Origin of the sequence: Streptomyces sp. NPDC008092, from assembly GCF_042957285.1 — a bacterium.
In the GTDB taxonomy this organism is placed as follows: Bacteria; Actinomycetota; Actinomycetes; order Streptomycetales; family Streptomycetaceae; genus Streptomyces.
Genome location: NZ_JBIBHY010000014.1, coordinates 79,697 through 93,541 on the forward strand (window position 1 = coordinate 79,697; position 13,845 = coordinate 93,541).

8 protein-coding genes and 1 pseudogene are annotated in these 13,845 nt (G+C 69.6%); all 9 read left to right on the forward strand.

All coding sequences use genetic code 11. The annotated features are described in order from the left end of the window. Positions 1-289: 289 nt before the first annotated feature. A complete protein-coding gene (locus ACFZB3_RS37175; protein ID WP_391384036.1) occupies positions 290-6,451 on the forward strand; it encodes an RHS repeat-associated core domain-containing protein in 6,162 nt (2,053 codons plus the stop codon). Between the two features lie 253 nt (positions 6,452-6,704). Next, positions 6,705-7,610, forward strand: a complete 906-nt coding sequence (locus ACFZB3_RS37180; RefSeq protein WP_391384039.1) for a hypothetical protein — start codon at positions 6,705-6,707, stop codon at positions 7,608-7,610. A 285-nt stretch (positions 7,611-7,895) separates the two neighbouring features. After that, positions 7,896-8,727, forward strand: a pseudogene (locus ACFZB3_RS37185) (IS5 family transposase). Then, complete coding sequence (locus tag ACFZB3_RS37190) at positions 8,724-9,146, forward strand: hypothetical protein (protein WP_391384041.1); 423 nt, start codon at positions 8,724-8,726, stop codon at positions 9,144-9,146. The pseudogene ACFZB3_RS37185 and the gene ACFZB3_RS37190 overlap by 4 nt, the downstream one beginning before the upstream one ends. Before the next feature lie 314 nt (positions 9,147-9,460). Continuing rightward, positions 9,461-10,306 carry an IS5 family transposase gene (locus ACFZB3_RS37195; RefSeq protein ID WP_391384044.1) on the forward strand — a complete coding sequence of 282 codons (846 nt, stop codon included), beginning with the start codon at positions 9,461-9,463 and terminating at the stop codon, positions 10,304-10,306. A 78-nt stretch (positions 10,307-10,384) separates the two neighbouring features. Beyond that, on the forward strand, positions 10,385-10,873 hold the full coding sequence (locus ACFZB3_RS37200; protein ID WP_391384048.1) for a hypothetical protein: 489 nt from the start codon (positions 10,385-10,387) through the stop codon (positions 10,871-10,873). Positions 10,874-11,013: 140 nt separating this feature from the next. Then, a complete protein-coding gene (locus ACFZB3_RS37205; protein ID WP_391384052.1) occupies positions 11,014-12,573 on the forward strand; it encodes a DHA2 family efflux MFS transporter permease subunit in 1,560 nt (519 codons plus the stop codon). A 303-nt stretch (positions 12,574-12,876) separates the two neighbouring features. After that, complete coding sequence (locus ACFZB3_RS37210) at positions 12,877-13,107, forward strand: hypothetical protein (RefSeq protein WP_316783670.1); 231 nt, start codon at positions 12,877-12,879, stop codon at positions 13,105-13,107. A 142-nt stretch (positions 13,108-13,249) separates the two neighbouring features. Next, positions 13,250-13,780: a universal stress protein gene (locus ACFZB3_RS37215; protein ID WP_391384055.1), complete on the forward strand. Its 531-nt coding sequence runs from the start codon at positions 13,250-13,252 to the stop codon at positions 13,778-13,780. Positions 13,781-13,845: the final 65 nt, after the last annotated feature.

Sequence of the window (13,845 nt, forward strand, 5' to 3'; positions counted from 1 at the left end):
AAACTTCTGTTCACAGCTGCCATGAAGATCCGGTGGGGGGATGTACATGCGTACAGTGCTTCAGGCTGGCTCCAGACCTGGTGTGCGGCGAGGCGTGTGGCGGTGGGCCATATTAGGTGGTGCCTTCACTCTGATGGCGCCACTGGTCAACGCGACCGGCATGGCTGCGGCAGCCGCGCCGCAGCATGACACGTCGTTGTTGCAGTCGGCCTCAGTGCCGCCTCTGAAGGCGGTGACACCTTCGGGGCGTCACAAGGCCGAGAAGCCGCGAGCGAAGCGGCCCACACCGGTGTCGGAGGTCGTCGCCGATCGGACGGCGTTCACGTCGACCTGGCGCAACTCTGACGGCAGCCTGTCGGTGCGGCACTACTTTACCCCCCACTTCTACAAGGGAGCGGGCGGGACATGGTCGAAGATCGACACGAAGCTCGCGCCGTCATCCCAAGAGGGATGGTGGCAGTCCGGTTCAAATAGTTGGTCGGTCGCCTTCGGGCCGGCTGGGAGCACCGGCGGCGCGGTGCGGTTCACCCGGGGCGGGCACACCTTCGGCTTCGCCCCGCAGGGCGTCGCCGACCCGGCGCTGACGCCGTCGGTATCCGGGGACTCCGCTACCTACAAGAAGCTCTGGCCGCAGGCCGACCTCGCTGAGCAGGTCAACGCTGTCGGGGTGAAGGAGGACCTGGTCCTCAAGGGGCCGGACGCCCCGTCGAGCTTCTCGTTCCAGCTGTCCGGGGCCACGGCGGTGCCGAACCGCGCGGGCGGCGTGGACCTCCGCGCGGGCGGTACCCGGCTGGGCACCCTGCCGGCCCCGACGGTGAGTATCGCCAAGCCGGGCCCGAAGGCGGCTGCGAAGGCGAAGAAACCGTTGGACCGGACTGCCGAGTCGCGGGCCCGGATGACGGTGGCCGGCGATGTGGTGACGGTCTCTGTGTCGCCGGAGTGGCTGGCGCAGCTGCCCGCCTCGGCGTTCCCTGTGGTGATCGATCCGACGTATGCCGCGTTGTCGCCCGCCGCTGGCTGGACGGTCTCCAGCGTCAGCGATTCCGGCCAGACACTGCCCGGCGTCCTCCAACTCGGCCAGGACGCAGGGGGAAGCAACTGGCGTCCCGAGGTGTACATCCCCGCCCCGGCGCCGCCGAGCGTCGAGTCGGGCGACCAGCCGTACCAGTTCTCCTACGCGTGGTTCCTGGCGCAGAGCGACAGCCAGCTGACCGACGTGCCGCTCTACGGCCTGTCCGGCTCCTCGACGTTCGCTCAGATCCCGGGCGGACAGCTTCTCGAAACCCTGGCGGGACCGCAGGCCGGCTTCCAGACGGCCTACGCCGCCGGCAGCCCGCAGTGGTCGTACTTCGCGGACCGGAGCGACGGCTGGTGGCTCGGGATGGGCACGCCGAGCTCGGTGGCCGGACCCGCCGGCAGCAGCCTTGCGACCTTCAGTGCCAGCAGCCTGTACTTCATGGCGCAGTACGAGCAGCAGCCGAAGCCGACGACGATCAGCTCGCCGGCCGACGGGAGCGTCGTGTCGTCGACCACGCCGACGCTGACCGCGCCGGTCACCCCGCCGACCGGCACCACCGGTTGCCAGGTCTCGCCGGACGGCTCCAGCACCTACTGCGATGAGGGCAGCTACTACTACGATTTCAAGGTCTCCACGTCGTCGGACGGCACGGGCGCCGTCATCGACTCGGGGTGGCTGTTCCACGACGGCCCGACCTCGGACTCCCCGGCCACCCCGGTCACCTGGGCGGTTCCGCCGGGCAGCCTGCGTGACGGCGTCACCTACTACGCCAAGGTGCTCACCGCCTATACCCCGATCTACTCCGGCGACGTGGGCTACGAGGGGAACCTGAAGCCCTCGTCGAGCCCCTCGGTCCGGTTCACGGTCAAGCAGCGCCTTGGCAACGGGGGGCCGTCGCCGACCGACACCATCGGCGCGCCGCCGGCCGGCACCACCACACCGGCCAAGGGCTCGCCCGCGCCGGGGGTGCCCACCGCCACTGAGACCGTGAACCTGCTGACCGGCGACCTGTCCGTGTCGCTGGGAACGCCGACCATGCAGACCGTCTCCGGCCCGGCCGGCGTGGCGCTGAGCTACGACTCGGCGAAGTCCTCGATCGCCAAGGGCGGCAACTACGGCCTGACCGCGCAGTACTACCCCGACAGCGGAACCCACACCTTCACCGGCCAGATCGCCGGGCAGCGCACGGACGCCTCGGTCAACGCGAGCTGGAACAACGCCACCCCGCCGATCGGCGGGCTCCAGACCACGGCCACCGCCGCCGCCACACCGTTCCTGGTCCGCTGGACCGGGGCGCTGAGCCTGCCGGCCGGCACGTGGCAGCTCGGCGGTGCGACCACCGGCGGCATGCGGGTCTTCCTCAACGGGTCGTCCAACCCGGTGTACGACGACTGGTCGGGTGCCGCCGGCACCGCGACCCCGTCGTACGGCACAGTCACCTCCAACGGCTCGCAGGTGTATCAGGTCGAGGTCGACAGCTGGGTGAGCGGGCACAAGAACACCACCGACACCGTGCAGTTGTGGGCCAAGAACACCGAAATCTCCGACCCGGCCCAGGTATCGCAGTGGGTGGTGCCCAGCAGCTGGCTGACGCCGACCGCTACCGGTGTCCCGGCGGGCTGGAACCTGCTGGCGAACCCGGCCACGGCGCAGTGGTTCCACGCCGACGACGAGGGCAGCCAGGTGGTCGTGCAGGGGGCGTCCGGGGAGACCGCGTCGTTCACCTTGCAGGCTCCCGGCTACTACCAGGCGCAGGCCGGTGACGACGACCGGCTGAACGTCGACGGCGCGGGTCACCTTCAGCTGGCGACCTCTGACAACCAGCTGTACACGTTCAACCCGGACGGCAGCCTGGCTGCGATGACCAGTGCCGCCGACGACCGGCACCCGGCTGCGCTGCGGTACACGTACTCGGGCACGCCGGCACTGCTGCGGGCCATCACCGACCCGGTGTCGGCCCGGTCGATCACCTTGTCCTACGGCGGAGACGCCGCCTGCCCGGCGGCCGACCCGGCGCCTGCAGGCATGCTGTGCAAGGTCGCCTTCTGGGACGGCACCGCGACCACCTTCGGCTACAACGCCAACGGCCAGATCGCCTCGGTGACCGACCCGATGGGCCAGACCGACCTGCTGGCCTACGACAGCGACAACCGGCTGGCCGACATCCGGGACGCACTGGCCGGCAACTACGTCGCCGCCGGCGGCTCGGCCGGCACCGCAGCCGACTGCCCCAGCGGTGACACCGGCCTGTCAGTGACCCCGGTGGACACGCAGATCTGCTACGACAGCTCCGGCCGGGTGGCCACAGTGACCCAGCCCGCTCCGACCCCCGGTGCGGCGCGCCCGGCCCGGACCTACACCTACGCCACCGACCACACCGACACGGCCATTGCCGGGTTCGCTCCGGCTTCCGGCTATGAATCGCGGACGTTCTACGACGCCCAAGGCCGGATCGTGCAGCAGCTGGACTCGGCGGGGCACGCCACCACGACCGTGTGGGCCAACGCCACGACACCGGGCGGCGACTGCACCGGCGTGTGCGGGACCGACCAGGCGGTGGTCACGGCCACCCCTGCCGGGCTGCAGACCAGCACCGTGTACGACGTGCACGGCAACGTCACGGACACCTACGGGCCTGCGCCGCTGGCCTGCTTTGCCGGCGGCTGGCCGACCGGAGTCACCCCGAAGGCTCCGGTGGTCGGCTACCTGCCGGTAAGCAACCCGCAGGACACCTCGGGCTGCGGAGTGGCGAAGATTCCGCATACCCGCAATGGATACGACGATGGTATGGCCGGTCTAGCGGCCACCTTCTGGGCCAACGGCCAGGCGGCCGGACCGGCTGCCTCGCACTCCTTCAACCCCGGCGGCTCCCAGTCGGCAGCACTGTGCGGGACCAGCGGCGGTACGTCCGGAGGCATGCTGTGCGCCCACTGGGACGCCGGCAGCCCGCCGACCGGTTCGGACACTGCCGGGCAGTGGAGCATGCGCCTGACCGGTACGATCAGCCTGGCCACCGCCGGTTCCTACACGGTCGGAGCGGCCACCAGCCAGGCGATCACCGTGAACCTGGACGGCACCCCGCTGGTCCACGACGGCGCGGACGTCACCGGCTTCGCCGCCGGCACCACCCGCACCACCACCGGAACCGGCACCCAGCTGGCCGCTGGAATCCACGCCATCCAGGTGGACTTCCAGGGCTCAGCGACACAGCTGAACGAGTTCGCCGTGACGCTGACGCCGCCCGGCGGCACCAGCGCGGTCATCCCGAACGCCGTCCTGGACCCGGCCTACTCGCTCAAGACCAGTGTCACCGACCCCGACGGCGTGGTCACCACCACCAAGTACGCCGACGGCACGGTGGGACCGCAGTACGGGCTGGCCACCTCCACCACGGTCGGGGCGGGCAGCAGCACGGCACTGACCACCACCACAGCTTACGAGGCGCCCAGCGACAGCACCTACCTGCGAAAGACCAGCCGCACCCTGCCGGCCGGCAAAGGCAGCACCTACACCTACTACACCGGCACCGCCGGCCCGCTGGCCGCGGTCTGCGGCATCGCCGCCGACACCCCGCAGGGCGGGAACCTGCGATCGGAGACGGACCCGGCTCCCGCGTCCAGCACACCGGCCCGGGAGCAGCAGTACGTGTACGACGCCGCGGGCCACATGGCCGGCCACCGCGTCGGGGCCGCCGACGGCATCGACACCGCGCCGTGGGAGTGCACCAGATACGACGCCAACGGCCGGATGACCAGCCAGAGTTGGCCGGCGTTCAACGGCGCGCCAGCCCGCACCGCCACCTACACCTACGACGTAGGCGGCAACCCGCTGACCACCAGCGTCGCCGACGCCGCCGGCACCATCACCACCACCGTGGACCTGCTGGGCCGGCTGGTCAGCTACACCGATGTCGCCGGCAAGACCAGCACCACCACCTTCAACCAGGCCGGGCAGGTTACCGCCACCACCGGGCCGCAGGGCGCGATCACCAACACCTACGATCCGGACAGCGGCACCCTGGCCACCGTCACCTCCGGCACCAACCTGCTGGCCACCGCCCACTACGACAGCACCACCGGCCGCCTGGCCACGGTCACCTACGCCGACGGCACCACCGGCACCCTGGGCTACGACAGCCAGGGCGACCAGAACAGCCTGGTGTTCACCAGCACGGCCACCAGCACGCTGGTGACCGGGGATCAGACCACCAGGTCTCCGGGCAAGCGCGTCACCACCGAACTGGAGGCAGGCAACGGCAACGCGCTGACCAACCCCAACCCGGCCGGATCCGCGACCTACACCTACGACGGCGCCGGAAGGCTGGCCACCGCCTACCTGCCCGGTGCGACGGCGGCCTACGGCTACGGCGCCAATCCGGCGGGCGAGAACTGCGCCGACCCCGGCATGGGCGCGAACTCCAACCGCACCAGCATCACCATCACTCCGGCCGGCGGCACCGCCGTCACTACCGGCTACTGCTACAACAGCGCCGACCAGCTCGTGTCCACCACAGTCGGCGCCACCACCGACACCGGCTACGCCTACGACACCCACGGCAATCAGACCGAAGACCACGGCACCACCCTGACCTGGGACGCGGCCAACCGCCTGGCTGCCGCCACCCCGGTGTCCGGCACCGCCACGGAATACACCTACGACGCCGTGGACCGCGTCGTCTCCCACACCGCCGGCCGCACCGTCACCGGCTACGCGTACAACGGCTACGACGACAGCGCCGCCGCCGCCTTGGATGGGAACGGCAACGTCGTGCAGCAGTTCGTCGCGCTACCCGGCGGCGTGATGGCCACCATCCAGACCAGCGGCACCCTGTGGTCCTACCCGGACCTGCACGACAACATCACCGTCGTCACCGACAACACCGGCACGAGCCTGAACGACCCCATCGCCTACGACCCCTGGGGCCAGGCGTTGTCGGGAAGTGCCACCCCGGCCAACGCCGCCGGCGGCAACGTCCTGGGCGCCTTCGGTAAGGACAGCAAACTCACCGACACCGGCACCGGCATCACCGTCCTCGGCGCTCGCGCCTACGAAGCGGCGGAAGGACGCTTCCTGAGCGTGGACCCGATCGAGAACGGCTGCGCGAACAACTACGTGTACGTGTTCGGCGACCCGTTCAGCAAGAGCGACCTCACCGGCCGCTTCAGCTGCACGGCTAATCTCTCATCGCATGCGGCGCACGCGAACCGCTATTTTGCCAGTACCTACGCTGGCACGGTCGGTGGCATGTGGGGGATAGTCGGCAAGGTCGGATGGCTCGGGAAGCACGCCCGAGGGGCGGGCAGTATGTCCGGCGGCTTCGCGGCCTTCGGATTCAACTTCGGCTACTCCATGGCGACTGACGGAAAGTGGAACTGGTGCCAAGCCGCCATCGAGGGCGCGGCTGGCGCGGCGTTCGGATGGCTACTGGGATAGCAGGCGCCAGATAGAGCGGACGGGCCGTGGCTGGCGTGCAGCCGCGGCCCTTCCGTGTTTGGCGGCGCGGCTCGGTGCGACAAGTCCGGCCGGGCTACGTCCACCGCCGGTCGACGCGGACCTTTCCGCTGGGCGCGAGGAGGCCCCTGGAAGCTCGGGGAAGGGCCGATCGTTCCGTGGCCAGCAAGGAACGACGGAGATAGAATTTGCCGACATCTTTCGAGTCGTGGGGCGAGCGGCGGGGGCTGACGACGTGGACGCGGTACTGGTGCTGCTCGGGGCCTTGGCGTGGGCGGGCGCGCTGCTCGCCGGCGTGGCCGTGATCGGCGACGGACCGATGGGCCCGGTGCTGACGCTGGGGGGCATCGCAGCCTTCATCGTGATGGCGATCGGCGTGACGATCGTGCCTCGTCGGCTGCGTTGGCGGGGGGATGTCCGGCCACGCAGTACCGGCCGTCCTGCCGAACCTGGGTATCGGCTGAAGCCTGCACAGATCGCGGCCGAGGAACGCTGGGGCGTCACGCAGCAGATCACGGACAAGGGGTGGGTGAGGGAGGTCGGACGGCTGAGCTGGCGTCAGGCCACGGTGTTCCTGGTGGGCGATAAAACGGGGTTAGTCGTCGACCCGTGGTTCCTGTCGCGCCGGGCCTACATCTTCGACAGCACCTGCCACGTCGGCCCAAGTCCGACGCCGGCAACGCTCAACCCCGGGTTCAACCTCCGGCGAAAGAACGGCGTGCTGCGGATTTCCCAGGGGACGCAGGTCATCGACTTGGCTGTCCCGATAAAATCCGTACCCGCTGTCGCGCTCATCGGGGCGTCGAGGCCGGTCGACACGGTGGTCGACACCGCCGTCACCGTCTCCGAGGAACGGCTCGCCCGGATCGCGCGGGCTGATCGTCGAGCCGCGCGACGCCATGCCTTCTTCGCCCAGATCAACGCGCGGTCCAAGACGAATCGCTGGGTTGCCGCGGCCTGCTCGCTCCTCTACTTTGCGCTGGCCGTCGGCTTCTTCATCGGGGGTGCGAAGCTGGGCCAGTACGGCGTCATCGCCGTCATGCTCTCGCTGCTGTGCTTGGGCGCGGCGGGCGTCTACGCAGGTCGCGTGATACTTCGGAACGAGCACGAATGGCCGTCGGGACGGCGGCAAGGGGGGTAGCGCCCTGAGGCGACGTGCGGTCCTGGGCCGGTTCACGGACCATCGACCTGCCCGCATCGACGTACGTACGGTGTGCTGGAGGATGGCTACTCGGCAGGGCGACTGCGACTCACCGCCGGGATCGTGAGCAACGCAACGCTCGTTCTCCGCATCCTTGCCCTGTTCATCGTCGCAACGACAGCGGCGGAGCTATGTGACGTGATGCCGCGTTTGTTGTCGCTGGAACGTGTGGCGCACGCGTATCGGGGCTGAGCCGGGGGGTCCTGTCGTGCTGGAGTGTTCCTCGTGAGCGATCGCCAGCCTTACAAGAGCGACTTGTCCGACGAGCGGTGGGCCCTGATCGAGCCCGTCATCGCCTCCTGGAAGGCCCGGCATCCCTCCGTCAGCGGCCACCAGGGCGCCTACGAGATGCGGGAGTTCGTCAACGCGCTGCTCTACCAGTCCCGTACCGGCTGCCAGTGGGACTACCTCCCCCACGATCTGCCACCGGCCGGCGCGGTGAAGTACTACTTCTACAAATGGCGTGACGACGGCACCGACCAGACCATCCACGACCTGCTGCGCTGGCAGGTCCGCGAGAGCCGGGGGGCGCAAGGCCGACCCGAGCCTGGTGGTGCTCGACACCCAGAGCCTGCACGCTGGCGCCGGGGTGCCCGCCGGCACCACCGGAAGGGACGCGGCAAAAAAAGTCCCGGGCCGCAAGCGCGGCCTGGCGGTTGATGTTCTCGGTCTGGTGATCGCGGTGGTGGTGCTGGCCGCGTCCACGCACGACAACTCTGCCGGTATCGCCTTGCTGGACAAGGTCGCCGCCGAGACCGACACGGTGCAGAAGGCCCTGGTGGACCAGGGGTTCAAGACCGCCGTCGTCGACCACGGCAAGAAGGTCGGCATCGACGTCGAAGTCGTCGAGCGCAACCCGGCAACCAGCGGGTTCGTGCCGCAACCGATCCGGTGGCGAGTGGAGCAGGTGAACGGGATCATGATGCTGCACCGCAGACTGGTCCGCGACTACGAACACCGGCCCGCCTCGGCCGAGTCGAGGGTGTACTGGGCCATAAGCGACCGGATGTCCAGGATGCTCACCGCGACCTCCACCCCCACCTGGCGCGGCGCATGAACAACGATGAGCTCACCCTGGGGGCGGTCCTCGCCCGCCTGGAGGAGCAAGAGCGTGAGATCGCCACGCAGGCCGAAGCGACGCGAGCGCGGATCACGGAACTCACCGCGCAACTGGAGGAGTTCGGCCGAGTCGCCGAAGAGGTGCGCATCACCCGTAAGACGCTGCTGGCACTGCCCGAGCCGGCCTCGCCGACACCGCCGCCCGCGAAGCTGCCGGACCATCCGGCCTACCAGCAGATCATGGCGGTGTTCGCCGCAGCCGATGCCCCGCTGCGGGCGCGGGCGGTCTGCGAGGCGATGAACCTGGAGATCGCACCCAACAATGTCAACAACGTCCGGCTCAAGCTCAAGCGGCTGGCCGAACGCGGAATCCTGATCGAGCCCGAGCAGGGCTTGTTCACCAAGCCGCAGTCGTAGCCGCCCGGTCAGGCCACGAACAACCCGACAGCCCCACCCGAAAGCCCGAAAGGGGCATCACGTCACATACCGCCCCCTGAGAGGATGTTCGCGTCATTTATGCGCCGGTTTGCGATAGTTGGGTCGCGTCGGGATTCGCCGCGTACAGGCAGAACAGGTGATATGTCTCTTCGGCTGAACCGTGCCGGGGCTTGCGTTTCAGCCCGCTTACTACCGATAGCTTCTGTCCGATTCGAATAGGTCCCTGAAGTCTGCTTTTGCCTCGCTCGATCGAGCGATATGCCCGGTTGGGGACCTCGTGCATGAGTGGTCCCATGACCTCTTCGAAGCAGCGTGAGCCCTCCCTGAGCGATCTCTCCGATGCCCGTTGGGCGTTGATGGAACCGACCTTGACGGCCTGGCGGGCCGAGCGGCAGAAGACCTCGCTCAACCTTGGTGGAAAGGTCACTGACCTGCGAGAAGTTATGAACGCGATCCTCTTCCTCAACCGGACCGGCGTCCCCTGGCGCTACCTGCCCCACGACTTCCCGCCGCACACCACCGTGTTCGGCTACTTCAGCGCCTGGACCGCCGACGGCACCATCGAGAAACTCGGCCTCCACCTGCACCGGATGGTCCGTGAGCAGGTAGGACGCACCGCCGAACCCACTGCCTGCGTCATCGACGCCCAGAGCGTCAAGACCGCTACCAGCGTGCCCACCGACACCCAGGGCACCGACGCCGGCAAGAAGATCGTCGGCCGCAAACGCAGCATCGTCGTCGACACTCTCGGCCTGTTACTGCTGGTCATGGTGACCGCCGCCAGCGTCTCGGACAACGAGGCCGGCATACAGCTCCTCACCCGCGTCGCCGCCGACCACCCCGCCATCAGCAAGGCATGGGTCGACACCGGCTACAAGAAGAAGGCGATCGAGCACGGCGCCGCCCTAGGCATCGACGTCGACGTCGTCCCGCGAAACGAGCAGGTCAAAGGCTTCTCCGTCATCCCGCGGCGGTGGGTCGTGGAGCGGAGTTTTGGATGGATCATGATGCATCGCCGCCTCGCCCGCGACTACGAGACCAAACCGGCACACTCCGAGAGCATGATCCGCCTCGCGATGATCTCCAATCTCGCGAAACGAGCAACGGGCGAAACGCCTATAACTTGGCACAACCCATGAACTGTCAGGTCTTCAACCTGAACGTCCTCTGAGAGCGAGGAACCGCTCCTGTTCCTCTCCGGGAAGGAGGAGAATTCCATGTCCGAGCCCTCGACGGTCCGCCACATCACTCCGGGTTCCACGGTGCCGCCTCTCCCGTCGCCCGAGCCGGCCGCTACCGCACACGTCGCCCTCGGGCATGCGGGCAGGCCGCTGTCCGCCGTCGACCATGTCGCCGACTTCTACGGTGCCTACACCGACGCGCTGCGCGACCGGGGCCGGGGACAACTCGCCGACGCACTGCGGCATCACTACCTCGCACCCGAGTTCCGCCGCAGCCTGATCAGCTGGGAAGCGGTCCACGACCGGGACGGTGTGCTGCGGGCGCGGGGCGTGCCGTCCTCATGGCGGGTGGTCTACGACAACAGCGGCACGGGGCACTGCTGGACCCGAGTCACCCTGGTCTGGGAGGACGACGAGAACCGGCCGTACCGCACCACCCGCCTCCTGGTCCGGTCGGATCCGGCCACCCGGCGCATCTGCGGCATACGGTCCCTGGGCACGTCGGACGCGGTCGATGCGACCTGACCGCACCCCCGCCAGTGCCTCCGCCGAGGTGGGCCTTCAGGCCCGAACGGCCCACCAGCCGGTCCCGCTCCGGGACGTTCAGCACCTCACGCCGACGGCCCCACGCGACGCTCCATGGGGTTATGACAAACATCCATGACATGCCATCAGCGGCCGCCGCACCGCGTGGGCAGGAGACGCGGAACCGGTGGGTCACCCTTGTGGTGCTCTGTGTGTCACTGCTGATCGTGACACTCGACAACACCATCCTGAACGTCGCGCTCCCGACCCTGGTGAAGGAACTCGGGGCGACGACCACCCAGTTGCAGTGGATCGTCGACGCCTACGCCCTGGCCTTCGCCGGGCTGATGCTGGTCACGGGCAGCAGTGCGGACCGGTTCGGGCGCCGCCGGGTCTTCGTCACCGGGCTGGCCGTGTTCGGAGCCGCCTCGGCGTGGGCGGCCTACTCCGGCTCGGTGGGCATGCTGATCGCCGCCCGGGCGGGCATGGGCGTCGGTGCGGCGATGATGATGCCCGCCACGCTCTCGATCATCACAGACGTGTTCCGTGATCCCGGCGAGCGGCAACGTGCGATCGGCCTGTGGGCAGCCACCAGCGGACTGGGCATCGCCATCGGACCGGTGGCGGGTGGACTGCTGCTGCAGCGCTTCTGGTGGGGATCGGTGTTCTGGGTCAACATCCCCGTCGCCGCCCTCGGCCTCGTCTGTGCCGCCTTCCTGGTGCCGGAGTCCCGCAATCCGGCGGCGCTGCGGCCGGATCCGACCGGTTCGGTCCTGTCGATCGTGGGGCTCGGCCTCCTGCTCTGGGCGATCATCGAGGCCCCGGTGCGCGGCTGGTCCTCAGGCGTCGTACTCGGCGCGGGCGGCACCGGCCTGGTGGTGCTGGTGCTCTTCGCCGTCTGGGAGCGGCGCAGCGCGCACCCCATGCTGAACCTGTCCTTCTTCCGCGACCGCCGGTTCTCCGTCGCCACCTCGTCGGTGGCGCTCGCGATGTTCGGGCTCTTCGGGGCCCTGTTCGTGCTGACCCAGTTCCTGCAGTTCGGTCTCGACTACAGCGCGCTGCAGACCGGTGTGCGGGTACTGCCGGTGGCCGGGCTGCTGGCGCTGGTCGCCCCGCTGTCCCCGGTCCTGGTGCGGTGGGCCGGCACCAAGGCAGTGGTCGGAACAGGTCTGCTGGCCGTGGCGACCGGGTTGTGGCAGCTGTCCACCGCGAAGTCGTCCGCCACGTACGAGGATCTGCTGGCCGGTCTGCTGATGCTCGGCCTCGGCGCCGGACTCGTGGTGCCCGCCGCCCTCGACGCCCTGATGGGCACCCTGCCCCAGGGCGACACCGGGGTGGGCTCGGCCACCAACGGTGTCTCCGTCCAGTTGGGCGGGGCGGTCGGAGTGGCCGTGATCGGCAGCCTGCTGACCACCCGTTACCAGGACCGTATGGGCCCGCCGCTGAGGCCGTACCAGCTGCCGCACGACATCTCGGACAGTGTGCTCGGCTCGCTCGGCGGCGCGCTCGCGCTCACCGAACGGGTGGGGGGCGTGTCGGGGCGGATGCTGGCGGACCTGGCCCGCTCGGCGTTCGTCAGCGGTATGGGCCTCGGCCTCACGGTCGGCGCCTGCGTGGCCGTCGGCGGAGCCCTGCTGGCCTTCGCCGCGCTGCCCGCCCGGCCGTCCAGGACCTCCGTCGAGCCCAAGGAACTGCAGTAGGCCACACGACTGCGCGATGCGCGGGTCCGCAATGGCCAGGTCGGCCGGTGAACTGCCCGTTCAGCCCCTGCGATGTACGCCGGCCGCCGAGCACGCTCAAAGAGAGGGATGGAGGAGATCCGCCATGACCGAGGTCCGCAACGCATCGTCGCGCGTCCGTCGCACCGGGGTTGTCCCCAGGGGCGAGAGCCTGGGCAGACCCGTGCGGACGCGGCTTGCGGCGACCGGCCGGAGCGCGGCGCGGCGGGTCGGCTCAACGGTGTCGGAGGCCGCCCGTGGGCGGAAGGCAGAAGGAAGGCAGTCATGTTTCCCCTCATCCTGGTGGGCGCGACCGTCGTGGGCGCCTGCATGGTGTTCGGCTACAGCTCGTTCGTCGTCGGCTTCGCGCTGATGGCGGTCGGCATCCTCGGCCTGATCGTGTTCATGGCCACACCGGGCATGGTTCGGCGCCCGGGCGAGCGCGGGACGGTGATCGAGGAGCGCCACTACATGGGGACGGGCGAGCACGACGACTACCGGCACCACTCCCGGTGACGTCCCCTCCGGGCGCTGTCCGCGGCTCGTCACGCCCCGGTCCGGAAGGGACCGTTCGGCACGAACGCGGTACCGCCCGGCCCACGCCCCGGCCACTCCGGCCGGGGCACCGTGGGAACACACGCCGATCCCGGAGGCAGCCATGAGCGAGAGCACGTTCGGCAACGGCATCGTCGTGGGTGTCGACGGTTCCGAGGCGTCCCTGGCCGCACTGCGCTGGGCAGGGGACCAGGCGCGCATCCTCGGCATCGAGGTCGTCGCCGCGCACGCCTGGGAGCCTGCCGCCCCGTTGGCGCCCTATGCTTCCGCCGCCGGCCGGCCGACGACGGCCGAACAACGCGAGCGGGCCGCCGCCCTCCTTCACTCGACCGTGCGCAGGGCTTTCGGCGCGCGGCCCGCCCCCTCGGTCCGGGTGGTCCTCGTACAGGGCCCGCCCGCGCAGGTGCTGCTCGGTCGGACACGTGGTGCCAGGATGCTGGCGCTCCGACGCCGGGCCCATGGGCAGTGGCAGCTGCCGGCCCTGGGTACCGTCGGCCGCGATTGCCTGCGATACGCGCAGGTACCCGTGGTGACGGTGCCGCCGTCTTCGGGCGAGGCGGTCCAGCCGCTCACGACCGGGGGAACGGCGCTCCCCCATGGCAAGGCCCGAACGTCTTCCGTACGGACGGGGTGAGCGGGCCGTTCGGCCCGTCACCGAGGCCACGCAGCCCCTGTCGGGCCGTCGCCCCCGGTCGGATG